The organism is Priestia sp. TSO9 (assembly GCF_021029645.1).
Classification (GTDB): domain Bacteria; phylum Bacillota; class Bacilli; order Bacillales; family Bacillaceae_H; genus Priestia; species Priestia megaterium_E.
Map to the genome: position 1 here is coordinate 698,258 of NZ_JAJEKD010000009.1, position 24,452 is coordinate 722,709.

General features: G+C 38.2%; 27 protein-coding genes. 16 read left to right on the plus strand and 11 right to left on the minus strand.

What is annotated here, in order from left to right:
• Window positions 1-24: 24 nt before the first annotated feature.
• The 5 genes from LJC66_RS06255 to LJC66_RS06275 form a co-directional block, all read right to left on the minus strand.
• The gene (locus LJC66_RS06255; protein WP_014461024.1) at window positions 25-636 is read right to left on the minus strand and encodes a nitroreductase family protein; all 612 of its coding nucleotides are present in this window, start codon (window positions 634-636) and stop codon (window positions 25-27) included.
• Between the two features lie 152 nt (window positions 637-788).
• Window positions 789-1,952 (minus strand): aminotransferase A, encoded by a 1,164-nt coding sequence (locus tag LJC66_RS06260; protein ID WP_116074125.1) that lies wholly within the window; start codon window positions 1,950-1,952, stop codon window positions 789-791.
• Between the two features lie 96 nt (window positions 1,953-2,048).
• Entirely contained in the window at window positions 2,049-2,270 is a 222-nt protein-coding gene (locus LJC66_RS06265; protein ID WP_028414125.1) for an IDEAL domain-containing protein, read from the minus strand.
• A gap of 203 nt (window positions 2,271-2,473) precedes the next feature.
• Entirely contained in the window at window positions 2,474-2,668 is a 195-nt protein-coding gene (locus tag LJC66_RS06270; RefSeq protein WP_013056022.1) for a hypothetical protein, read from the minus strand.
• Between the two features lie 113 nt (window positions 2,669-2,781).
• On the minus strand, window positions 2,782-3,381 hold the full coding sequence (locus LJC66_RS06275; RefSeq protein ID WP_025749405.1) for a TetR/AcrR family transcriptional regulator: 600 nt from the start codon (window positions 3,379-3,381) through the stop codon (window positions 2,782-2,784).
• A 297-nt stretch (window positions 3,382-3,678) separates the two neighbouring features.
• Here LJC66_RS06275 and LJC66_RS06280 point away from each other — a divergent pair, with 297 nt between their 5' ends.
• Window positions 3,679-4,584, plus strand: a complete 906-nt coding sequence (locus LJC66_RS06280; protein WP_230932064.1) for a chemotaxis protein — start codon at window positions 3,679-3,681, stop codon at window positions 4,582-4,584.
• Between the two features lie 51 nt (window positions 4,585-4,635).
• Here the strand turns inward: LJC66_RS06280 and LJC66_RS06285 are convergent, their stop codons facing one another.
• A complete protein-coding gene (locus LJC66_RS06285; RefSeq protein WP_195695027.1) occupies window positions 4,636-5,103 on the minus strand; it encodes a YkyB family protein in 468 nt (155 codons plus the stop codon).
• A gap of 253 nt (window positions 5,104-5,356) precedes the next feature.
• Entirely contained in the window at window positions 5,357-5,869 is a 513-nt protein-coding gene (locus LJC66_RS06290) for a L,D-transpeptidase family protein (RefSeq protein WP_230932065.1), read from the minus strand.
• Between the two features lie 109 nt (window positions 5,870-5,978).
• Between LJC66_RS06290 and LJC66_RS06295 the strand changes: the two genes are divergently transcribed.
• Together LJC66_RS06295 and LJC66_RS06300 are read left to right on the plus strand one after the other, a co-directional pair.
• The gene (locus tag LJC66_RS06295; RefSeq protein ID WP_230932066.1) at window positions 5,979-7,505 is read left to right on the plus strand and encodes a Ppx/GppA family phosphatase; all 1,527 of its coding nucleotides are present in this window, start codon (window positions 5,979-5,981) and stop codon (window positions 7,503-7,505) included.
• A 73-nt stretch (window positions 7,506-7,578) separates the two neighbouring features.
• Window positions 7,579-9,702 carry an RNA degradosome polyphosphate kinase gene (locus tag LJC66_RS06300; protein ID WP_230932067.1) on the plus strand — a complete coding sequence of 708 codons (2,124 nt, stop codon included), beginning with the start codon at window positions 7,579-7,581 and terminating at the stop codon, window positions 9,700-9,702.
• A 39-nt stretch (window positions 9,703-9,741) separates the two neighbouring features.
• On the opposite strand, the gene LJC66_RS06305 is transcribed toward LJC66_RS06300, so the two are convergent.
• Together LJC66_RS06305 and LJC66_RS06310 are read right to left on the minus strand one after the other, a co-directional pair.
• Complete coding sequence (locus LJC66_RS06305) at window positions 9,742-10,035, minus strand: hypothetical protein (RefSeq protein ID WP_013082274.1); 294 nt, start codon at window positions 10,033-10,035, stop codon at window positions 9,742-9,744.
• Between the two features lie 145 nt (window positions 10,036-10,180).
• Entirely contained in the window at window positions 10,181-11,047 is an 867-nt protein-coding gene (locus LJC66_RS06310) for a metallophosphoesterase (protein WP_153251871.1), read from the minus strand.
• 171 nt (window positions 11,048-11,218) lie between these two features.
• Here LJC66_RS06310 and fadH point away from each other — a divergent pair, with 171 nt between their 5' ends.
• From fadH to LJC66_RS06325, 3 genes are all read left to right on the plus strand, one after another.
• Window positions 11,219-11,983, plus strand: coding sequence for a 2,4-dienoyl-CoA reductase (gene fadH / locus LJC66_RS06315; protein WP_230932068.1), 765 nt, complete (start codon window positions 11,219-11,221; stop codon window positions 11,981-11,983).
• 105 nt (window positions 11,984-12,088) lie between these two features.
• Window positions 12,089-13,300, plus strand: a complete 1,212-nt coding sequence (locus tag LJC66_RS06320) for an EAL domain-containing protein (protein ID WP_013056032.1) — start codon at window positions 12,089-12,091, stop codon at window positions 13,298-13,300.
• A 156-nt stretch (window positions 13,301-13,456) separates the two neighbouring features.
• On the plus strand, window positions 13,457-13,939 hold the full coding sequence (locus LJC66_RS06325; protein WP_230932069.1) for a DUF3993 domain-containing protein: 483 nt from the start codon (window positions 13,457-13,459) through the stop codon (window positions 13,937-13,939).
• A 29-nt stretch (window positions 13,940-13,968) separates the two neighbouring features.
• Here the strand turns inward: LJC66_RS06325 and LJC66_RS06330 are convergent, their stop codons facing one another.
• Window positions 13,969-14,205 (minus strand): glutaredoxin domain-containing protein, encoded by a 237-nt coding sequence (locus tag LJC66_RS06330; protein ID WP_013056034.1) that lies wholly within the window; start codon window positions 14,203-14,205, stop codon window positions 13,969-13,971.
• Between the two features lie 280 nt (window positions 14,206-14,485).
• On the opposite strand from LJC66_RS06330, the gene LJC66_RS06335 reads away from it, so the two are divergent.
• From LJC66_RS06335 to LJC66_RS06360, 6 genes are all read left to right on the plus strand, one after another.
• Window positions 14,486-14,722, plus strand: a complete 237-nt coding sequence (locus LJC66_RS06335) for a YkuJ family protein (RefSeq protein WP_013056035.1) — start codon at window positions 14,486-14,488, stop codon at window positions 14,720-14,722.
• A gap of 383 nt (window positions 14,723-15,105) precedes the next feature.
• Window positions 15,106-15,561, plus strand: coding sequence for a cyclic-di-AMP-binding protein CbpB (gene cbpB / locus LJC66_RS06340; protein WP_013056036.1), 456 nt, complete (start codon window positions 15,106-15,108; stop codon window positions 15,559-15,561).
• A gap of 99 nt (window positions 15,562-15,660) precedes the next feature.
• Window positions 15,661-16,539 carry a transcriptional regulator CcpC gene (locus tag LJC66_RS06345; RefSeq protein ID WP_230932070.1) on the plus strand — a complete coding sequence of 293 codons (879 nt, stop codon included), beginning with the start codon at window positions 15,661-15,663 and terminating at the stop codon, window positions 16,537-16,539.
• 129 nt (window positions 16,540-16,668) lie between these two features.
• The gene (dapD, locus tag LJC66_RS06350; RefSeq protein ID WP_013082280.1) at window positions 16,669-17,388 is read left to right on the plus strand and encodes a 2,3,4,5-tetrahydropyridine-2,6-dicarboxylate N-acetyltransferase; all 720 of its coding nucleotides are present in this window, start codon (window positions 16,669-16,671) and stop codon (window positions 17,386-17,388) included.
• 144 nt (window positions 17,389-17,532) lie between these two features.
• Window positions 17,533-18,660 (plus strand): N-acetyldiaminopimelate deacetylase, encoded by a 1,128-nt coding sequence (locus LJC66_RS06355; protein ID WP_230932071.1) that lies wholly within the window; start codon window positions 17,533-17,535, stop codon window positions 18,658-18,660.
• 56 nt (window positions 18,661-18,716) lie between these two features.
• Window positions 18,717-18,962: a YkuS family protein gene (locus LJC66_RS06360; protein WP_013056040.1), complete on the plus strand. Its 246-nt coding sequence runs from the start codon at window positions 18,717-18,719 to the stop codon at window positions 18,960-18,962.
• A gap of 35 nt (window positions 18,963-18,997) precedes the next feature.
• Here LJC66_RS06360 and LJC66_RS06365 read toward each other — a convergent pair whose 3' ends face one another.
• A complete protein-coding gene (locus LJC66_RS06365; protein ID WP_050689393.1) occupies window positions 18,998-19,861 on the minus strand; it encodes a mechanosensitive ion channel family protein in 864 nt (287 codons plus the stop codon).
• A gap of 356 nt (window positions 19,862-20,217) precedes the next feature.
• Here LJC66_RS06365 and LJC66_RS06370 point away from each other — a divergent pair, with 356 nt between their 5' ends.
• The 4 genes from LJC66_RS06370 (at window position 20,218) to LJC66_RS06385 (ending at window position 24,442) form a co-directional block, all read left to right on the plus strand.
• Window positions 20,218-20,766 (plus strand): peroxiredoxin, encoded by a 549-nt coding sequence (locus LJC66_RS06370; RefSeq protein ID WP_014461006.1) that lies wholly within the window; start codon window positions 20,218-20,220, stop codon window positions 20,764-20,766.
• 102 nt (window positions 20,767-20,868) lie between these two features.
• A complete protein-coding gene (locus tag LJC66_RS06375) occupies window positions 20,869-21,315 on the plus strand; it encodes a TlpA family protein disulfide reductase (protein ID WP_230932072.1) in 447 nt (148 codons plus the stop codon).
• 187 nt (window positions 21,316-21,502) lie between these two features.
• Entirely contained in the window at window positions 21,503-22,399 is an 897-nt protein-coding gene (gnd, locus tag LJC66_RS06380) for a phosphogluconate dehydrogenase (NAD(+)-dependent, decarboxylating) (protein ID WP_230932073.1), read from the plus strand.
• A gap of 306 nt (window positions 22,400-22,705) precedes the next feature.
• The gene (locus tag LJC66_RS06385) at window positions 22,706-24,442 is read left to right on the plus strand and encodes an ABC transporter ATP-binding protein (protein WP_230932074.1); all 1,737 of its coding nucleotides are present in this window, start codon (window positions 22,706-22,708) and stop codon (window positions 24,440-24,442) included.
• Window positions 24,443-24,452: the final 10 nt, after the last annotated feature.

Sequence of the window (24,452 nt, forward strand, 5' to 3'; positions counted from 1 at the left end):
ACCCTGCAGCTGCAGGGTTTTTTGTTAAATCCAAGTTGTAACTTGATCTAATGGTAAACGATCGCTAGCATGTGCTTCTTTAGCTGCTTTTCCAACTGAAATAAGCATAACTGGAATGTATCGATCCTCAATTTTAAACTCTTCTACAAATTTTTGTGCGTTAAATCCGCCCATTGAACATGTGTCATATCCTTTTGCTTTTGCTGCAAGCATGAATGTCATAGATGCAAGAGAAGCATTCGTAAACGCGGCATCGCGGGCAAAAGCACCGTTTTTATAAGCGCCGTTAATTTGTCCTGACAAAATGTTTTTAACGTCTTCTGTCATGTGACCTGCTTCGACTAGTGGGTTGTACACGTCATCTACATTTTTATTGGCTTCTAAATCACCTAAGACAGCTACTACAGCGCCTGCTTCTGTAATTTGTTTTTGGTTATAAGCAATTGGAAGTAGACGTTCTTTCGCATCTTGGTCTGTAATAACAACGAAATGCCAGTGCTGTAAGTTCCAAGCTGATGGTGACTTCACTGTTGCTTCTAAAAGTTCCGTTAATTCTTCTTTGCTTAATTTAGCTGAAGAGTCATATTCTCGAATCGATGTACGTTCATTTACCACATCAAAAAAATCTTTTGTCATAATAAAAACCTCCGTTAAAAGTATGTATTTCTTTAGTGAATCGATGCACATTTTATAATGATACACTATTGAAGTCAATTTATATGCTTCTAGTATACCCGCTCTTATGTGCTATCACTCAGAAAAAAATGCATACACTTCTTACCATCGGCTTAGCGTGATTGACGAGATGTAAGATAAGCTTCAATTCGATCACAGGCTTCACGCAGTGTGTTCATGGAATACGCATACGACAGGCGTACATATCCTTCACCGTGGGAAGAAAAAGCGCTGCCGGGTACTAGTGCAACACCTGCTTCTTTTACTAACTCCAGGGCAAAATCAAATGAATTGCTGTGGAAGTTCTGAATAGAAGGGAAGATATAAAAAGCACCAGTCGGCTTTTCTACGTCAAATCCCATGTTTACTAATCGATCATACACATAATTCAGCCTTTGTTCGTATTCTTTTTTCATATCCACCGCATCGTTTTTACCTGCTGTCAGTGCTTCGAGTGCAGCTGCTTGAGAGACAGAAGAAGCACAGCTCACGTTGTATTGATGAACTTTTAAAATATGTTTGGCTAAATAAGAAGGAGCAAATAAAAGGCCAATTCGCCAGCCCGTCATGGAATGAGACTTTGATACTCCGTTAATAACAATTGTTTTCTCTCTCATAGAGGAAATGGAGGCAATGGACTGATGTTTTTTATCAAAAACGAGCTCGCTGTATATTTCATCAGATAGTACAAAAATATTTTTATCGCTTAAAAGAGCAGCAATTTCTTCTAATTCTTGCTGTGACAACGTCACGCCTGTAGGATTAGACGGATAAGGTAAGATGACGCATCTTGTTTTAGACGTCAAATGTTGTTGGATTAAATCCGCTGTTAGTCGAAATCCTGTTTCGGTTGTATCAATATGTACAGGTTTAGCGCCGTTTAACCGGATAAGCGGTTCGTATCCTGGGTAAACAGGTCCAGGTAAAATAACTTCGGAATCTTCTTCTAAAATGGTGCGAAGAGCAATATCAATTGCTTGGCTAGCTCCAATGGTCACAATCACTTCATCAGCTGGGTTATAGTGCAAGTCATATTTTTCTTTGACAAATTGAGCTGCTGCCTCGCGCAGTTCTATTGTTCCAGCATTGTGGGTATAAGAAGTTTGGTTATCATCAATTGCAGATTTTGCCGCTTCTTTTACATGCTGTGGTGTTAAGAAGTCAGGTTGTCCAATTGTGAGGGATAAAACATCTTGGTATTGTGAGACCATATTATAAAATGTACGTATTCCTGATAGTTCAATTTCTTTGACACGTTTATTGATTAAATGCTCCATGGTTTCAAATCCTTCCGCGTATTTTCAACTCATTTTATCACAATGAAAATAGGTAAAAAACCACTATTTGCGCATTTTGCAAATAGTGGTTTTAAGTTAGGTGTTATATAGCTTATTATAAGCAGTTGTTAGTTCATAAAATTGTTCTTCGTCTCTGTTATCTAACGCATCGTCGATAAGAGATTTCAAATGCTGTTTATTAAAGTTTGTACTCATAGCCGTTAAAATACGATCAGCTTCTTTCGCGTAATAGTGTTGGTAAGGTGTGTACTGAGATGAGTGAGGATAGTGATTCATATTTTTTCGATAAGAACTCATAACATAAACCTCCTTTTTTAAAATAAAACGCAGCTTCTATTACTTGAAATGTACCCTTTCTATATAGTTGTTAACCCTGTTTTTAGCTGCGAATGTGCTAAGGTATGTGTTAGGAAATCAGAGGTTCCTTGCTTTACGTTCAATTCTAGATTCAAAAAAATAAGCGCATAAAAAGACCTGCATATATATGCAGGTCTTGTATATTAGTCAGTGTGTATTTGGCCTTCACGCCAATAAACGGGGGAAACGTAGCCAAAATCAACTTCATGATCGTCCAATGTTACAACGCAGTGATCAGAGCCTTCTTGTTCTTTAATATCTTGATATACAGCTTCTTCTACGTTTTCAATAATGGTCATTTCATTATCGTCATTAAAAAGAATGACGGAGCCTTTCATATTACGAACACCTTCTTTTAAGATTATTCATTCACTTTGTGTAGTATAAACCGTTTTGGCTGTAGAGTCCACAGCTATCTTCGATTTCTTGTTGAAAATTTGTGAACAGGCTTTTAGGAATGAATAAGAAACCCTCTAAATAGAAGAGTAACCGACTTGTCTATTCTTTCTTGAAGGGCAGTAGAGTCGGGTTGGTTGGTACACCAGTAGAGAAGTGTGCCAAAAAAATTAAGTATAGCAATAGAAGCCATTTCTTCGGCAGGGATATCGACTATAAGTTCGCCTCGGTCTTGTCCTGTTTGAAAAACTTTTGTAAAATGAGCGCGCATTTTTTCAATTTGAAGAATTTCAGATTGTTGAAAGGAACTGTTGGTAATAGCAATATGAAACCAAGAACGGATTAGGTGAGGGTTCGCTTCTTCGTTTGATTGTGCTAGTAATAAAAACAGTTGTTTAACAATGGCAGCAGTTGATTCTTCGGTTTGGAGGAGCTGTTCTAATTTATAGGAGATACGGTTTGTAAAATTAATTCCAAGGTAGTGAAGAACTTCTTCTTTTGTTTTAAAGTAATTAAAAAATGTTCCCTTTGCTACACCCGCTTCATGGGTAATTTGAGACACAGTCGTTTTTTGATATCCCTGCTGTTGGAATAAAGAGATAGCTGCTTTTTGGATGCGTTTTTTTGTTTCTTCTTTTTGTAATCCTCTGTTCATAAATTACACCTCGTTTGAATAGGAGTAGTCGTTTGACTCAAGTTCATAAGCTAGTATAGAGAAGTAAAGCAGAGCAATTAAAAAACTGAGCAGAGGATAAGACGAAAGGGATCAACGCTCATGTTTTTATATAGTATATAATATTCTGTTAATTCGTAAAACAATATTTTATGTATATGTTTTAGGGAAAAAGGATAACAAAATAAGAAAATTTTTCTTTACGGATATAAGAGGCGGTCACTATAATAGGAAATATGGACTATTAGATAAGCAGGTGAGATGAGAGGAGTAAGTGATATGAATCGAGATAAAGGAATACTGTTGGAAAGTGGTACAAACGAACTGGAAATTGTCGAATTTGAGATAGGAAATGTTTGGTTTGGCATCAATGTAGTAAAAGTTAGAGAGATTATTAATCCCGTATCTATTACACCTGTTCCAAATGCGCATTCTTACATAGAAGGTATTATAGAACTAAGAGGGGAAGTACTTCCTGTCGTTGACATAGCAAAAGCGTTGAAAATGGAACCTTCAAATACGCCGGAAAAAGATAAGTTAATTGTTACAGAGTTCAATCAGCAAAAAATTGTCTTTCATACCCATGCAGTGACGCAAATTCACCGTATTTCTTGGAAAGAAATTGAGAAGCCTTCGGATTTGTATCAAGGTTTGGAAACGCAGATTACTGGAGTGGTGAAATTAAACGGTCAAATGATTCTGCTGTTAGACTTTGAAAAGTTGATTTCTGACGTGAACCCTGATGCGGGTATTAATCAGTCGAAAATAAAAAAGCTAGGGGCTAGGGAACGCTCTAATAAAAAGATTGTCGTGGCTGAAGACTCGCCGCTGCTGCGCCGAATGATTGAAGATACTCTTGCACAAGCGGGTTATGAGAACACGGAATTTTTTGAGAACGGTGAGGAAGCATGGCACTATCTAAGCTCGGTGATCGATGAAGGAATGGAAATCAGTGATCAAGTCCAGCTGCTTATTACAGACATAGAAATGCCGCAAATGGATGGGCATCATTTAACTAAAAAAGTGAAAGAAAATCCTCAGCTTTCTATACTTCCAGTCATTATCTTCTCTTCTCTTATCACAGAAGATTTACGTCACAAAGGAAAGATGGTAGGAGCGGAAGGACAAGTAAGTAAGCCAGAAATCGGAGAGCTTGTTGAGTTGATCGATCTCTATATTTTGTAGAATCACAAAAAAGTGCCTGAACGCAGATTGCTCCACTTCAGGCACTTTTTTTTAAAAATAACTTTTACCCAGCGGTTTAAACACAGGTGCTTGCCGTTTTCTTGGAGTCGAAACAGGGCTTTTGGCCGGCTGTATGAGATGACCCGTATATTTAGATAATAAGCGCTTTGCATAAGATAATGACATAGTCGTTTTGGGATTTCGATACTGATGGTTTAAATGGCCGAGGTGTGATAACTCTTTGAAGTCTTCTTTCTTTGGAGGCATATGGAAAAAGTAGTCTCCAACTGATACAAGTACATCTGATTTTTGTTGACTTTTACCAGGGTTTGGCGAAAAGTGAAGTCCTTCTTTTTTTGCTTTTCCTTCTAAAATTAGTTGATCTAATGCAATTTTCTTTAACGTATATAACTGCTTAGGATCAGGAGCAGCTTTTGCGTGACGATTTACAGTGAAAATAGCTTGTGCAATCTCAGATACAGACGGGGTCAAAGAGCCTTGTCCATTTGCTTGAGACATACGTTCACTCCCTTTCTATCATATCAGCTGTTCAACCTATAAGCTGAAAGCTGATACGTTCATTATAGCGTGTCTTGTCCCATTTGAAAATAATTACACGAAGAAGTATTTTGGTAATTAATGAAATTTCCTATGTATAGGGTTTGTTTTGTTACGCTTCCTTATACAAGTAAAGTGGAACAGCACGCTATACTTTCTATTTTAAAAAATGCTGCTCGCACAGTTAAACAATCATTAATTAGTAAATCCTGAACTATTGAGCCATTCGTCGAGAAGGGCGAATATAAACACCAGTACCATTTGGCACAATTTGAGCTAGCTCATTTACTTGGGCATTATACATGCGAATGCACCCTTTGGATACGGCTTTTCCAATAGAACTTGGATCATTTGTTCCGTGAATGCCATATGACTTTTTAGACAAGCTTAGCCACATAGTGCCAAAAGGCCCCCCGGGGTTTGGCTCCCGGTTAACGATAACAAAGTCTCCAGTAGGTGTTGCGCTCAGCATTTTTCCTGCTGCAATGGGATAGACTTTTTGTACGATATTATTTTTTCGTAATTCAAGCTGTTTTTCAGCAATAAACACGTGGATTGTGTAAGGAATGAGCTCTTTATCAGGGAGGTTTGGAATGATGATTACTTGCCCAGGCTTCAGCGTGCTATGGCTTACAAAAGGATTAGCCATCCACAGGTCTTCAACCGGAATCCGGTAGTCACCTGAAACGCTTTGCCAGGTTTCACCGTGCTTTACTATATATATCATTAGCTTCGCTCCTTTGATGTATGACTATATTGTAACAGTATACGATTGAAAAAAGTAAAAGTGACCTTTGTGAGCATAAAGTTATTTTGAAAAAGGTGTTGAAATTACATTGACTTATAAGCATGGACTGATTGATATAGGTTCAAATACGATACGCCTTGTTATTTATGAATACAAAAAAGGCAGAGGGTTTAAGCAAATTGAAAACGTGAAAGTAGCTGCACGGCTTCGAAATTATTTAAGTAAAGAAGGAGTGTTAACAGCTAAAGGAATATATACCTTGCTTGATACGCTTAAAACGTTTGGAGTTATTACCAAGCATCAGCAGCTCCCGCACGTTACCTGTGTGGCCACAGCTACGATCCGTCAAGCGGCTAATGCAAAAGAAGTTCTAGCGCTTGTAAAAAAAGAAACCGACTTTTCTATTCAACTATTGTCTGAATATGAAGAAGCGTACTACGGCTTTGTTGCCGTTATTCATTCCACTTCGATCGAAGAAGCCATTACAATTGACATTGGAGGGGGAAGTACGGAAGTTACGTATTTTCGCAATCGAGAGTTAGTGGAGTGCCACAGCTTTCCGTTCGGTGCCTTATCTCTGCGTCTGCAGTTCGTCAAAGGCAATATCCCCACTGCAGAAGAAAAAATGAAAATCCGCAATTTTGTAATCCGGCATTTCCATACTGTCCCGTGGCTTTTAAATCGCCAAGTTCCGATTGTAGCAATTGGAGGAAGTGCAAGAAGTATGGTGCAAGTGCATCAAGGTTTTATCCACTATCCTCTCGCCGGTCTGCATCAATATGAAATGAATTTAGCTGATATATTGCATGTGAAATCTGCTATAGGCTTATTGTCTTATCACAATCTTCAAAAGCTAGACCGCTTGTCAAAAGATCGTGCGGATACAATTTTGCCAGCGATTGAAGTATTTCAATCATTATATGAAACAGTGAACGCGACTCGCTTCATCTTAAGCCGCAAAGGCTTAAGAGAAGGGGTGTTATTTAAGGAAGCGTCTGATGCTAATATCCAGCCAATGTACCCCGATGTCATACAGCAAAGTTTTCAAGAAATAATGGAAGAGTTTGAAGTAAGTAAAGATTACGTCAAACAGCTTACGCGCACAGCTATTATGATGTTTCAGCATTTTAGGGAGCAGGGGCCGGTTGATTTAAAAGAGGATGACTTAGCGCTTCTTATAAGAGCTGCGCAAGTGTATGATATAGGAAAGTATATTGATGCGGAATCAAGCAGCCAGCATACGTTTTATGTGCTTGCTAATCGTACAATTGATGGTATTTCACATATAGAACGTTTAAAGCTCGCACTTGTTTCTTCATATAAAGGGAAGTCTTCTTTTAGGCAATATGTTGCTCCTTTTAAAAAGTGGTTAACAAAAGAAGAACAAAAAAAAGTCCAGCTGCTCGGTGCGGTTTTAAAAATAGCTGACGGTTTACATGCAACAAAGCGAAATGTTGTTCAACATATTGATATGAAAAGCGATGAAAACACAGTTACGATTAAACTATTATGTACAAAAACCTTTCGTCCTGAACAATATCAGGCTGAAAAACAGAAAAAGCATCTAGAAAAAGTAGTGAAAAAAAATATTGTTCTTGAATTTACTAAGCTTTAGAATAACGCTGAATCGGTTAGAATATTCAGTATAGCTAACTAGATTAAATCCATTATCCTGGAAGGTGAGGCTAATGTTAGAAAGTAATCGCACTTATAAGCAAACCATACAAGTGGCTGATTCAGCTTATTACAATAATCGTGAATTGAGCTGGCTGGCTTTTAATAAGCGGGTGCTGGAAGAAGCAGTAGATAAGAAAAACCCTTTGCTTGAGCGGTTTAAATTTCTAGGAATTTTCAGTTCAAATCTGGATGAGTTTTTTATGATTCGGGTAGCCGGATTAAAAGATCAAGTGAAAGCTGGATTTAGCAAACCTGAGAACAAAGCAGGCTTAACTCCTAAACAGCAGCTATTTTCTATCTCCAAACAAAACCACGATCTAGTCAAGCAGCAGTATGATACGTATATTCACACACTTCTTCCCGAATTACAGAAATACGGCGTGGAAATCATTACGGTTGAAAAGCTGGAGAAATTAAATCTAGATAAGCTTGAACAGTATTTTGACGAGCAAATCTTTCCCGTCTTAACTCCTATAGCCATTGATGCCTACCGCCCGTTTCCTATGTTGATGAATAAAAGCTTGAACTTAGCAGTCGTCCTTTCAGAAAATTTAAATGATGAGAAGCAAATTGCCGAGGTAAAAGGAAAATTAGCTATCGTTCAAGTACCTTCGATGCTAACGCGCTACATTGAAATAGCCACGTCAGATTCTACCCGTCTATTTGTATTGCTAGAGGATGTAATTGTCTATTTTATTAAAAAGTTGTTTAAGGGATACTGCGTTTCTTCCGTTTCTCAATTTCGAATTACCCGCAACGCAGATATGACTATTCACGAAGAAGACGCTCAGGATTTACTAAAAGAAATTGAAGAAGAGTTACAGAAGCGAAAATGGGGAGCGGCTGTTCGGCTTGAGATTAAGAATCCATATGATCAGGGTGTACTAGCGTATTTAAAGTCAGTACTTGAAATTGACGATGAAGATGTGTATGAGATCGAAGGACAGCTGGATTTAACCAGTTTATTTTCGTTTTATAGATTACTTAAATCTACGCATGAAGAGTTGGCTGAAAAAGCCTTTATTCCTCAGCTTACAACAGAGTTACATCCCGATCAAAATGTTTTCGACCAAATAATGCAAAGAGATATTTTGCTTCACCATCCTTATGAATCATTTAAGCCGGTACTTGATTTTGTTAACCGTGCAGCAGACGATGAAAATGTGCTTGCTATTAAGCAAACGTTATACAGGGTAAGCGGAGATTCTCCCGTTATTAAAGCATTAAAACGAGCGGCTGCAAAAGGTAAGCAAGTGACGGTACTAGTTGAACTAAAAGCGAGGTTTGATGAAGAGAATAATGTGCAATGGGCTAAAGAGCTAGAGCGGGCAGGGTGCCACGTGATATATGGAATGACTCATTTAAAAACGCATGGTAAAATTACGCTCGTGGTGAGAAGAGAAGGAGAGCATATTAAACGATTTGTTCATCTTGGTACTGGGAATTACAACGATGCGACGGCAAAGATCTATACGGATATAAGTCTTTTTACTGTCAACCTAAACATCGGGATAGATGCGGCCAATTTTTTTAATTACTTAAGTGGCTATACGCAAAAACCAGTATATCATCATTTATCCGTTGCACCATTTGATATAAGAAACGATTTTTTGCATCTCATTGATCAGGAAATCCATTATCACAGAAGGTATGGAAATGGAAGAATCATTGGGAAAATGAATTCATTGACGGATAAGGTTTTAATTATGAAGCTATATGAAGCTTCTATAGCTGGTGTGACAATCGAACTCATTGTTAGAGGAGCGTGCTGCTTGCGCCCTCAAATTCAAGGCGTTAGTGAGAATATAAGAGTAAGAAGCATTGTCGGACGATTTTTAGAGCATAGCCGAATCTATTATTTTCATCATAATAAACAGGAAAAGTTTTTCTTTTCATCTGCAGATATGATGACAAGAAACATGGTGAAACGAGTAGAAATTTTATTTCCTATCTTGGATACACATTTGAAAAAAAGGGTGTGGAAGTGGCTTGAAGTTATGCTTGCTGATAATGTAAAAGCACGAGAACAAGACCAAGAAGGGAATTATCATTACGTCATAAAAAAAGAACATGAGCTCTCTATTAACAGTCAAGAGATCTTTTGTCAATATGCTCTTTGCGGCGATCAAGAATAACATAAAAAAAGCCGAAGACTCGGCTTTTTAGTCATGTTATTATCTAGGAATGGGACCAACAGGACCGTATCCAGGTCCGTAGTATGTGTTATAAACAGGAGCACCGCCTCCATAGCCGGCACCAGGGTAGCCTCCTCCAGGAAATCCACCGCCGTAAAACGGAACTGGATAAGGATAAGGTGGTGGACAGCACCCAGGTCTGCCTCCAAAACCGCCAACAGCTAGTCCGCCAAGCAGCCCACCAGCTAAGCCAGCAACAAAAGGAAATCCAAAAAAGCGCTCGTCACCATTTGGAATATTACGATATCCTGTATAGGGATATTGATAGTACATAATTTAACCTCCTTGTCAGTTGTCTTTGTAGTGTATGGCTGAACGGAAGCTTTTGAGCCTGGTTTATTTCTTTAAGACTAGAATTAGGCGGTCATGATCAGCTAAAAAAAGACAAAAAACATAAAAACGCCCTTACAGGGCGTTTTTATGTTGATTGCAAGGTGAAAAGCGTAATTTCAGGCGTAGCTAAAAAACGAAAAGGAATGCGAGTGGTTCCTAAGCCTCTATTCACATAAAGCTTCATTTTAGAATCTCCAACTTCGTACATTCCTTCGGGGTAAACCGTCCCAAAGGGCGGTGTAATCAAAGGACCGTAAAAAGGAATTTGAATTTGGCCTCCATGACTATGGCCGGAGAGCTGAAGATCTACTGGAAAAGGAGCTGCTTTGACAGCAACGTCAGGTTCATGAATCATAGCAATAGAAAAGATATCCGGCTGTAATTGCCCTAGCGTTCCTTCATATTGTGGGTTCCCAAGCATAATATCATCGAGTCCACAAATATGAATGTAGCTTTTATCGGGCATGGAAACCGTGTCAACTTCATTTACTAAAAGTCTAAATCCTGCGTCTTCAATGGCTTGTTTGTAGATATTTGTTCCATATCCCCCGTGATCATGATTACCATATATGGCATATTTTCCAAGAGGGGCCTGAAGCCTCTGTAAAATCGGGGGAATTCTTTCTGGATGCGGGTATTCATTAGGTACATCCATTAAATCTCCGGTAAATAATATAATAGTAGGCTTCAAATTATTTATGGTCACCATAAGCTGTTCCAGTTGTAATAAATCATAAGAGAGTCCAAGATGAATATCACTAAATTGTAAAATTTTTATTCCGTCAAAGCTTTTCGGAATGTTTTTAGAAGTAATTGTATGACGAACAATTTGCAGACGTCTAGGCTCAATATATTTGGCATATGTATACCCAAAAGACGTGGTGAGCAAAGACCCTAACGAAATAGACGCTAGTCCTTTCAAAAAAGATCGTCTTGTATACGTCTTTTTCATGCAAAATCAACCTATTCCTTATAGTTTTCAAGTCTTCATTATAGCATTGTTTTTTTTATCATCACAACGAGAAGTCTGCTTTTAAGTTAAATGGATAAAAGTTTCACTTTATTCAGAAAAAATAGTAAAATGATAGTTGTAAAACACTTATGTTTTGGGGAGGAATATAAATTGAAGAACAAGGTCGTAATTGTTACTGGCGGTTCAAGTGGAATGGGAAAACACATGGCGAAGCGATTTTCAGAACAAGGTGCTCATGTGGTAATCACAGGCAGGTCAGCCGATCGATTACAAGAGACAGAAAATGAAATTAAAACGTTTGATGGACAGGTACTTTCAGTGGTAATGGATGTACGCAATCCAGAAGATGTGGAACGAATGGTTCAAGAAACGGACAAGGCATTTGGCCAAATTGATTTTTTAGTTAATAACGCTGCAGGCAATTTTATATGTGCAGCTGAAGACTTATCCATTAACGGATGGAACAGCGTAATTAATATCGTATTAAATGGTACATTTTATTGCAGTTCCGCAGTAGGAAAATATTGGATCGATAAAGGTACAAAAGGGGCCATTACAAACATTGTGGCTACATATGCCTGGAATGCAGGAGCAGGTGTTATTCATTCAGCTTGTGCCAAGTCAGGAGTTTTAACCATGACGCGCACGCTCGCGGTCGAGTGGGGAAAGAAATATGGTATACGGGTAAATGCGATTGCACCAGGGCCGATCGAGCGAACAGGAGGAGCCGATAAATTGTTTGAGTCAGAAAAAATGAAAGCGCGTACATTGAATTCTGTACCACTAGGACGCCTTGGAACTCCTGAGGAAATAGCAGGATTAGCCAGTTTCTTATTCTCCGATGAAGCATCTTATATCAATGGGGAATGCATCACAATGGACGGGGGACAGTGGCTAAATCAGCATCCTTTTTAAGGTTGGATACGCACTAAAAAGTACAAAGCAAACCGAGAAGGGCTAGCAAAATTATGCTATTCGTATTATACTAACGTAAAGTGAACAAGGAGAGGGGAGAGTTGAGTGGACCCGTTAGATGTATTAACAAACATAGAGAAAACTCTTCCGTATTATCAAGCAATTTTTAGTGCAGATGGACATAGAGTAATTGGCTATGAAGTGTTGGCGAGGTTTCAAAATGAAGGGGAAATTGAAAGTCTCGGCCCATTCTTTCATGATGATGCGATTCCGGATGAATATCGCATAGAAGTTGATTATGCTGTTTTAACGCAAGCGCTCGAGCATATGTTGACCCAGGAAGAACAATTTTTAATTTTTATTAATCAGAACCCTAATTTATTAATGAACGATCATGGAGAATCCTTGCTGGAATTATTGCAACTTTTCGAAAATAAAGGATTATCGCTTGATCGAATTGTTCTCGAAATTACAGAACACAATTTTAGTGGAGATTTGGAATCACTTCAACACTTACTAAAGTATTATCAAACATATGGTATTAAGATTGCAATTGATAATATAGGAAAAGAAAGTAGTAATCTAGACAGGATTGGGTTGCTTTCACCAGATATCTTAAAAGTAGATTTACATATTCTGAGACAAACGGACATGGCGCAGTCGTATCAAGACGTATTGTATTCTTTATCTCTGTTAGCAAGAAAAATGGGTGCTACGCTTCTATACGAAGATATAGAAGCCTCCTATCAGCTGCAATATGCATGGAGAAACGGAGGCAGGTATTTTCAAGGTTATTATTTACATAAGCCGGCTGCTGAACTTGTCGATCCGAACATCTTAAAGGATAAACTAAAGGAACGTTTTGAAATGTATATCGCTCACGAAAAGAAAAAGCTGCTTGCTGTTTACCAGCTGACAGAACGCTTTCAAGATAAAATGCAGCAGGTAATGACAAAGTGCAGAAAGCTAGAAACGTATGACGATATGCTGCCTGTTATTGCAGAAGAACTATCCAACGTGTGTTTTCGCCTTTACATCTGCGATGAAAACGGATTTCAAAAGTCTTCTAACTATGTAAAGAAAAACGAGGATTGGATTCTTGAACCTGAATATGTAAAGAAAAATTGGAGCTGGCGCCCATATTTTCTTGAGAATATTATTCGAATGAGCTATGAAAAAAAAGGCATATTATCAGATTTGTATAATGATATTGAAACAGGTGAGAATATCCGGACTTTTTCGTATCCGATTGATAATATGCACTATATATTCCTTGATATTTCATATTCTTTTTTATACGAAAGAGACGTTTTGTAGAGAATAAATAAGTTAAAGTTAAACCGGCAACCAGCAAAAGTGGTTGCCGGTTTTTTATGTTTTTTTAGAGGAGAACGACAGTCGGTTGTAGGGATATGCATAGGCAGGGGAATTTTCGGAATTCTAATAAAAAAGAAGTTAAGGAGCTGATTTAATTTGAAGAAAATATGCTTACTTGTCTTTTTGCTGATTGTCTTGCACTCAGGAAAATCTGTTCATGCAGAAGTATCAGGAGAGACTAGGCATGAAATCTTTATAATTTTGCAGGACGCTTATCAGGCTCAGCTAAGAGCTGCGTCTGCCCATGCTAACCCAGACGCTGTTCGCGAGCTGAAATTGTTTTTAGATGATGAGTATGCATCTGTGTTTTTTAATGAGGCTCTCTTACAAAAAGCTCAAGGGTATGTCGGAGAGGGACCTGAATATTTAACACACTATATCCCTTTCTTTTCTTTCGATGAACAGACAAAGGTAGCTCTTCATTCCAACCAAAACAAAGCTTATGTCTATCAATTTTTTCCCGCTGTGCATAATGAACGGGTAAAATACCAAGATCATTACGAAATGATCACGTTAGTAAAAAAACAAGGGAAATGGAAAGTGCAAAAGTTTATATATAGTAAGAAACACTCAAAATAGCTGAGGAAAGCTTATTTTGAGTGTTTCTGTTACCCGATGTTAAGAAGCTTCTCAAGCGCTTGAAGGTCAAATCCTCTGATGATTTCCTGGTCAACACGAATGGTCGGAGTGGAATAAGACTCCAACTCAGTAGTCATTCGTTTTCGAGCAGAAGCATCTTTAGATACGTCAAATTCTTTATAGGAAACGTGATGATGCTGTAAAAACTGTTTAACAATTTCGCAAGGTGGGCAAGCTGGTTGTGTGTACAACTCTATAGATCTCAATGAAAGCACCTCCCTATATTAAAATGAATAGTGTTAAAGTAGAATGAAGTTTTGTATGATACATAGTATATCGCTATGTTATTATAATAAAAAACGACATATATCGCTATAATAAGGCATTTTCTTATGAAAAATCACGTAAAGTACTTGTGTTTTTTTAGTATGTGGCATATAGTGAAATGGTGTCTTTTAAGTATTAGTTTAGATAAAGGTTTTATTTGAATTGATATTGTAGAAAAGTCGAATGCGTAATGATGTAATAGGTGAAAGGAGAGATTATATGTCACAATTACAAGGTATTTTAACTCGTCTTGTGAATCTCCGTGAGCAAGCAAGTGGAAGTGAAGCGCCACAACGCTTCTTCGAAGTAGAGGGAAAAAGAATTTGCAGCGTGAAATATCATGCAAAAACTGAAACATACGAACTTGAAGTATATCAAGATGGTGAAAAGCCAGCCGTTTATCAATTCGATAACGTTGATATGATTGCAATTGAAATTTTTGAACTTATTCATTAAGGGATAAAGCAAAACGAATGCCGCAAAGGATTTTATACTTTGCGGCATTTTTTTGTTACTGCGTATGGAGTTTTTGCGGTGGCTTCTGCCCTATTTTCCCGAGAAATATCGACAAAGTGATAGCGGATTTTCTGATAAATGGAAGGAATGGGTCGAATGCCGTAAAAAAATCAAAATAAAAAAAATCAGATAATTATGAACTTTCGTTGACACTTGTTTTAAAAAAATCTAGACTTAACATATAAGGGAAAACATTGAGTGTGTCTGCTTCTATTCCCTCTTAAAGGTTCGCATTTACGTAAGCAAGCTATTTTCATTTTGTAGCTTGTTCTTTTTCTCTTTACACACGTGGAAGTTATGAGAAATGGAAGGAGAATGTATAAATGATTGATATTGATCACAATCAGTTAAATCAAATTGAACTTCGAGATCTGCTTGTCACTTCTGATAAAGTTGCTCATGTTCAAGTGGGAAATAATTTAGAACATGCTTTGCTTGTGTTAACAAAGACTGGATATACGTCCATTCCCGTATTAAATCCAAGGTTTCAGCTGCAGGGGTTCGTGAGCATGACGCTTATTTTAGATTCGATTTTAGGATTAAAGCGCATTGAATTTGAACGATTAGAAACCATGAAAGTAGAAGAAGTTATGAATCAAAATGTTCCTCGCGTCTCCATGAAAAAATCCGTATTAAAAGTCATAAATGCCATGATTAACCATCCTTTTTTGTGCGTAGAGAATGAAGATGGCATTTTTGAAGGGATTTTAACACGAAGAAATTTGTTAAAATCATTAAGAAGGCAGTCCATCATTCTCCCGAAAGAGTCATTTCAATAATTTTTTTAAGAAATCGTGTTTCAGCCTATCTTTCTCCGTTTTTTTCTTATATGATAAAGGTAAAATGAAAGTAAAAAGAGGCTTGAAAGGAATAACTGAATGCAATTAATAGAATGTCGAATGCTCGTTGTATTAGCTCAAGAATTAAATATGAGAAAAGCTGCAGAGAGATTATTTGTATCGCAACCAGCTTTATCACAGAGGCTGCAAACCATTGAAAAAGCATGGGATACACAAATCTTCATTCGTTCGCAAAAAGGACTGTCATTAACGCCTGCTGGAGAAAAGATTGTTCAATTTGCAAAAGAAGTAGTAGAAAAAGAAGATCGGGTTCGTGAGGACTTGCATCATTTAGATAATGAAGTATATGGTACACTCAAATTAGCGGTGGCTTCGATTATTGGACAGCACTGGCTGCCGGCGGTGCTAAAACGCTATATGGATCGCTACCCACATGCTAAAATCTCTCTTGTAACCGGCTGGAGCAGTGAAATGCTTCGCTATCTGTACGAAGATGAGGTACATATTGGAATCATACGCGGAAATCCGGATTGGAAAGGTGTCAAAGAACATTTGTTTACAGATCCTCTTTACCTAGTTGATTCAGAAATTGAAAGGGCAGCGGAAGTAGTAAATACTCATCGACCATTTATTCAATTTAAAAGTGACTCAACGTATTATCAAGAAATTTTAGAATGGTGGCATCGAGAGTTTCATACTACACCGAAGCGTACGATTGTAGTGGATCAGATTGAGACGTGTAAGCAAATGGCTTTAAATGGTCTTGGCTTCGCTATTTTACCATCGATTGCTATTAAAGAAGCTGGAAGCCATATTCACCGGACGCCGCTTCTGAAAGCAAATGGAGAGCCAATTACGCGAGACACTTCTTTAGTTGGATATGAATCAGCGTTTAAACTGAAGCAAGTTCGAGCATTTGTTGATATTGTACGTGAATATGTAACAGAAACGGTATAAAGCGAGCCTAGATGCTCGCTTTTTTTATTTGCAATCGTTATCTTTTTATTAAAACGATAATGATGCTTGTCATTGTGAAAGCATTTTGTTACATTAAATGAGACATTGCTTACTTAGGAGGAATACATAATGAAAATGATGGATGCTAATGAGATTATCTCATTTATTCAAAACAGCACAAAATCAACACCAGTAAAAGTTTACGTAAAAGGTGAAGTAGAAGGAATTGACTTTGGTTCATCTTCTAAAACATTCGTAACGGGAAACACAGGTGTAGTATTTGGTGAATGGAAAGAAATCAAAGCTGCTATTGAAGCAAACGAAGGAAAAATTGAAGACTACGTAATTGAAAACGATCGCCGCAACTCTGCGATTCCTTTATTAGATATGAAAGGAATTAAAGCTCGTATTGAGCCAGGCGCTATTATTCGCGATCAAGTTGAAATCGGCGACAACGCTGTTATTATGATGGGGGCATCTATTAACATCGGCTCTGTAATCGGTGAAGGAACAATGATCGACATGAACGTAGTACTTGGTGGTCGTGCGACAGTAGGTAAAAACTGTCACATCGGCGCAGGTTCTGTATTAGCTGGTGTTATTGAGCCACCTTCTGCAAAACCAGTTGTAGTAGAAGATGATGTAGTAATCGGTGCTAATGCTGTTGTTCTTGAAGGTGTAACAGTAGGTAAAGGTGCCGTAGTTGCTGCAGGTGCAATTGTGGTAGAAGATGTAGCTCCTTACACAGTAGTAGCAGGTACGCCGGCTCGCGTTATTAAAGAAATTGACGAAAAAACAAAGTCTAAAACAGAAATCAAGCAAGAATTGCGTCAATTAAACGAAGAATAAGAAAAACGATCAGTTTACGCTTTTTCTTTGTTGAATTAATAGGTTTTAGCGATTGGGATACTGAATCCTTAAACGTATCATATGGACAAGTTGGAAGCGTGGGCAACCACGCTTTCTTCTTTATTTCGTGAGGAGGACATACACATGGCTGAAAATGAATTTGTGAAAATAAGAAGAGAGCTACATAAAATTCCTGAATTAGGGTTTCAAGAGGTGAAAACACAGCGTTTTTTGCTTGATTATATTAACACTCTTCCGCAAGAGCGCTTAGAAGTAAAGACGTGGAAAACAGGACTCTTTGTTAAAGTACATGGTACAAACCCAACTAAAACAATAGGTTACCGAGCAGATATTGACGGTCTTCCTATCACGGAAGAAACGAATTATTCTTTTCAATCACAGCATGAAGGACTCATGCATGCCTGCGGACATGATATGCATATGGCCATTGGGCTAGGCGTACTGACTTACTTTGCTCAGCATGAAATAAAAGATCATGTATTGTTCATCTTTCAACCTGCAGAAGAAGGTCCAGGAGGAGCACAGCCGATGCTCCAAAGCGATATCATGAAAGAATGGCTTCCAGATTTCATCTTCGCCCTTCACGTAGCGCCTGAATATCCGGTTGGGTCGATTGCACTGAAGGAAGGGTTACTATTTGCTAACACGTCTGAGCTATTTATTGATTTAAAAGGAAAAGGCGGCCATGCTGCTTATCCACATACAACAAATGATATGGTAGTTGCTGCATGTCAGCTCGTTTCACAGCTTCAAACTATTGTTGCTCGCAACGTTGATCCGCTAGACAGCGCTGTAATTACAGTAGGGAAAATTCAAGGCGGGACGGTTCAAAATATTATTGCGGAGCGAGCTCGCATAGAAGGAACCATTCGCACGCTATCTCCTGAATCAATGACGCGTGTTAAAGAACGAATTGAAGCGATTGTTAAAGGAGTAGAAGTAGGGTATCAGTGTGAAACAGCCATTGATTATGGTTGTATGTATCATCAAGTATATAATCACCATGAAGTCACACGAGAGTTTATGGAATTTGCCAAAGCGCAAACGGACTTGGATGTGATTGAGTGCAAAGAAGCAATGACAGGAGAAGATTTTGGCTATATGCTAAAAGATATTCCTGGATTTATGTTTTGGCTTGGTGTTCAGTCTGAATATGGTCTTCATCATGCAAAGCTGCAGCCTCATGAAGGCGCAATAGATACTGCGATTTCACTTATTACAAAATATTTTGAACATAAAGGCAATCAATAAATCGTATAATCATTTTTCCTTATGGCTAAATTAATACCATGAGGAGGTGGGCAACGATGGCACGAATTGGTGTAGAATACGGTTTAACAGATGTACAGGCTGCACTTCAGCAGCTCGGACATGAAGTGGTACAATTACGCAACGAAAGTGATGCACAAGGGTGCGATTGCTGTGTTGTAACAGGACAGGATTCAAACGTAATGGGGATTTCTGATGCAGTAACGCAAGGCTCAGTTATTACAGCTAGCGGATTAACGGCAGAAGAAATTTGTCAGCAAGTAGGCAACAAGGTACAAGGATAAAAGAAAGCCGAAGGAATAAATCCTTCGGCTATTTTTTATGCATGCTGAGGCTGCTTGGCATCTTCAGGCTGCTTTTTATCAATATTTACTTGATGAGGGAACGGAATATCAATACCGGTTGCGTCAAACGCTTCTTTAAACTCTTTGCGAAGCTGACGTTCAACCCCCCACTGTTCACCGTTTTTAGCTTTGCCCACTACACGAAGCACAACGTCCGATGCGCCTAAACCTTGAACTCCTATCACGCTTGGTCCTTCTACAATGTTTTCATTTGTTGCAGCAACGCGCTCGCATACTTTTTCTAGTACGGAAATTGCTTTGTCAATATCATCATCATACGAAATGCCAATATCAATCAACGCGCGCATATTGCCTCGGGAATGATTGCTTAAGCTTGTAATTTCACGGTTAGGCACATAGTGCAAAGTTCCATCAAATCCGCGAATTTGAGTAGTACGAAGACCTACTGATTCGACAATTCCTGAAAAACTTCCGGTTGTTACATAGTCGTCAACATCCAGCTGTTTTTCAAGAAGTAAAAAGAAACCTGTTACAACGTCGCTAACCAGTCCTTGAGCACCGAACCCGATTGCTAGACCCACAACTCCGGCACCAGCTAATAGAGCTGTGGCATGGATATTTACTGCTTCAAGCAGCATAACGACAAAAATGAAGATAAGTACATATGAAAACACATTAACGGTTAAACTTTTGAGTGTGAGCATGCGTCCGCGCGTAGTATTTTCGCGCTCACTCATTTTTTCAAAGGAACGCTCAATAACTTTTTTACCAATTGCTCGTACAAGTAAAAAGACGATAGTAATGGCAATAAGTTTTAACACAATCACTCCGGCATTGGTAAGAAGCTGTTCCCAGTTGATGTCTTGCATCTTAAACATTCGTTGTTCATCCTTCCTATGTTCTGTTTCAATATTACTAAGTGGGAATGTATTCTGTGGAAAAGATTTTGTAAGAGTATGAGCACATTTGTTTATTCCCGATATTAGACATGCTAAACTGAGAAGGTAAATAAATGCAACCCTTTTATAGCATTTTTTTGCTGAAGTCAGGGTTTAATTTGCCCTAAAGGCGGGCATAACAACTATGTTACCATTATAAGATGTTGTTTAAATTCATTCTTAATTAATATTGACTAAAAAAACAATATCCATTATAATGAAAACCGTTATAACAGTACATAAGTGAGAATGTTTTATACATTTTCTCATTTAATAATTATTTGGAGGGATCATGTATGCCAGAACGTATGGTAGGTAAACAAGCTCCACGCTTTGAAATGGAAGCTGTATTATCAAACAAAGAATTCGGTAAAGTTAGCTTAGAAGAAAATATTAAAAATGACAAATGGACAGTATTATTCTTCTATCCAATGGACTTTACATTTGTATGTCCAACAGAAATCACTGCACTTTCTGACCGTTATGATGAGTTTGAAGATCTTGACGCAGAAGTAATCGGTGTTTCTACAGACACAATCCATACACACTTAGCTTGGATCAACACTGATCGTAAAGATAATGGTTTAGGTGATCTTAAATATCCATTAGCAGCTGATACAAATCACGTTGTTTCTCGTGAGTACGGCGTTTTAATTGAAGAAGAAGGTGTAGCACTTCGCGGTTTATTCATCATCAGCCCAGAAGGCGAATTACAATATTCAGTTGTAAACCACAACAATATTGGCCGTGACGTTGATGAAACTTTACGTGTTCTTCAAGCGTTACAAACTGGCGGACTTTGCCCAGCTAACTGGAAACCAGGTCAAGCTACTTTAAACGCGTAAGCACAACGTTTAAAAGGTCTAACGTCCACGTTAGGCCTTTTTTTCATCGGATAATAAAGAACATATAGTCAATAATAGTGAAAATAAGGGAGGCTTTTATTCATGAAATTACGTCAGCCAATGCCTGAGTTAACGGGCGCTACAGAATGGTTAAACGGAGAGGTTACAAAAGAGCAGCTAATTGGCGAAAAGCCAACGCTTATTCATTTTTGGTCAGTAAGCTGTCATTTATGTAAAGAAGCAATGCCTCAAGTAAATGAATTTCGCGACCAATACAAAGATCAATTAAACGTAGTAGCCGTTCATATGCCGCGCTCTGAAGATGATTTAAACTTATCAAAAATTAAAGAAGTAGCAGCAGAACATGATATTACGCAGCCAATTTTTGTAGACAGTGAGCATAAATTGACGGATGCATTTGAAAATCAATATGTACCGGCATATTATGTATTTGACAAAACAGGTCAGCTACGCCACTTCCAAGCTGGTGGAAGCGGTATGAAAATGCTTGAAAAGCGCGTGAATCGTGTATTAGGCGAGAACGAATAAATACAGGCAGTTGTAACAGGTGAAAAGCATTCGATGCTTAGTAGAACTTGCATCGAATGTTTTTCTTTTTTGTGTGTAGGAAGTAACTGATAAAGGAAATATAAAAATGTGGATTTTTTCTTGTGAGTTTACACCATACTAACACTAACAACATGATACGAAACTTACTATTGGAGGTAATTTACATATGAAATTAGGTATGATTGGCTTAGGGAAAATGGGAGCAAACTTAGTATTGAATTTACTAGATCATAATCATTCTGTAGTAGCATTCGATGTGAACAACGAAGCCGTACAGAAAGTATCAGAAAAGGGAGCAGAAGGCGCTTCTTCCATTAAAGAATTAGTGAGCAAATTAGAAAAACCACGCATTGCTTGGGTCATGGTTCCGGCTGGAGAGCTCACGGAAAAAGTAATTTCTGAGCTCCAAGAACTGCTTGAAGAAGGAGATATGATTATTGAAGGCGGTAATTCCAAGTATAAAGATTCTGTACGACGTGCTGCAGCTTCTGCTGAAAAAGGAATTCACTACTTTGATGTTGGAACAAGCGGCGGAATGGAAGGTGCCCGAAACGGCGCTTGTATGATGATTGGGGGAGATAAAGAAGCATTTGCTACAATCGAACCTATTTTCCGCGACATCAACGTAGAAAACGGCTATCTTTATTCAGGTGCAGCAGGAAGCGGCCACTTCTTGAAAATGGTTCATAACGGAATTGAGTACGGCATGATGCAAGCAATTGCTGAAGGTTTTGATGTGTTAGAGAAAAGTGAATTTGACTATGACTATGAAGCCGTAGCTCGCGTATGGAATAATGGCTCTGTTATTCGCTCATGGTTAATCGAATTAATGGAACGTGCATTTTCAAAAGATGCAAAACTTGAGGGGATTCGAGGAGTAATGAACTCTTCTGGAGAAGGCAAGTGGACAGTAGAATCAGCATTAGATTTACAAGTGCCAACGCCAGTTATTGCTTTATCTTTAATGATGCGCTATCGCTCACTTGAAGACGATACGTTTACAGGTAAAGTAGTTGCCGCTCTTCGTAATGAGTTCGGCGGACACGCAGTAGAAAAACAATAAAAAAAGAAGCTGGGATAAACGTATTTTAGACGAAGTGAAAAACGAACCATTGATCAACATGTTTGATTAGTGGTTCGTTTTTTTGTTATGGTGCATAGTTTCGTCTGTTTAGATCTTTCTAGCAGTTCAACTAATGTATTCCATTTGTTCGTCTTTAGATTGAATTCATTTAGTTATATCCCAGCCTCTTTTTTATGACTATTTACCTTTTTTTGAAAAAATATCTAAAAATTATGGTAATTTATTTCGGGAACCGATATATTTAAATATGTGTGGCACATTTTAGCTAAAGGAAGGACGGGGTATATGGAAACGTTTAAAAAACTAAAAGATTTTTATTTGCCGTACCGAATGTACTTTTTTTATTCTGCTATTTGTTTGTTATTTGTCACCTCCATCACTGTGATTTACCCTATTGTGTTGCAATATACGATTGATCATATTGTGTTAGGAAAACAATATCAGCTAGTCGATAATGTAGCATTTATTTTTATTGGGCTGATGATTGTCAAAGGAATCTTTACATATATTCAGCAATATTACGGCGACTTATTTGGAATTAAGTCCGTGTATACTCTTCGCAATAAACTTTACCGCAAACTTCAGTATTTACCGTTTTCTTACTATGACAATGCTAAAACAGGGGACTTGATGTCCAGGTTGACAGCTGATGTAGAAGGATTTCGTTTTTTTCTATCTTTTGGCTTCTCAGAATTAATTCGCTTCGTTATTTTACTTACTGCCAGCTTTTCCGTTATGTTCTACTACTCTATTTCACTCACTCTGGTCACAATCTGCCTGCTGCCATTTTTGGGGGTAGCTGTTTATCGTTTTGATAAACGTGTTCATCCAGCGTTTCGCTTAATTCGCCAATCGTTTGGGGAACTTAATACAAATGTTCAGGAAAATATAAGCGGCATACAAACGGTCAAGTCATTATCAAGAGAAAAATTTCAAACCTCTAAATTTAACGACTCCAACGGAGTTTATAAACATCGAAACATTGAAACCGCGAATGTGTGGGCAACTTATTTCCCTTTAATGGAGTTTATAGGAAACTTATCTATTGTTGGTCTCCTTGCGTATGGAGGAGCGCTTGTTATGAACGGAAGCGTACGTCCGGGGGAGCTTGTTGCTTTCTTTAGCTTAACCTCTTATTTAATGTGGCCTATTATGAATCTAGGGTTTGTTATCAATATGTTTTCACAGTCTAAAGCTTCAGGTGAAAGGCTGCTAGAAATTTTAGAAGAAGAAGAAAAAGTCCATGAGCATGCCGGAAGTTTCTCTATTAATGGAACGGTCGAGTTTCAACATGTTAGCTTATCCTATCCAAACGAAGAAAAAAAGTCGCTTGAGAACATATCATTTTCTGCTTCTAAAGGAAAAGTCGTAGGTTTAATTGGAGCAACTGGAGCCGGCAAAACAAGCTTAACACAGCTGCTTACGAGGTTTTACGAACCGACTTCAGGACAAATCTTAGTTAACCATCGTCCGATTAAAGAGTATCCGCTCTCTGTTCTTCGGAAAGAAATTGGCTTTGTACTTCAAGAAACGTTTTTGTTCTCAAGCAGCATAGGAACCAACATCTCTTATGGCGTGCCGGGTATTTCTAGAGAAGACATTATTGATGCTGCAAAACGAGCGCAGGCGCATGATTTTATTATGGAGCTTCCAGATGGGTATGACACGATGCTGGGAGAGAGAGGACTGGGGTTATCAGGAGGACAAAAGCAGCGCATTGCGATTGCACGAGCGCTTATCTTAAACCCGAGCATCTTAGTATTAGATGATGCGACGAGTGCCGTTGATATGAAAACAGAAAGAGAAATTCAATTGGCTTTAAAAGAAGTGATGAAAAATCGTACGACGTTTATTATCGCACACCGCCTTTCTTCTTTGCGACATGCCGATGAAATTTTGGTTTTACATGAGGGTCAAATAAAAGAGAGAGGAAGCCATGAAACGCTCATTCAAAAGCAAGGGATTTATAAAAATATTTATGACATTCAATATGAAAGCAATACGTCGGTGATGAACGTATAACAAGGGAGGA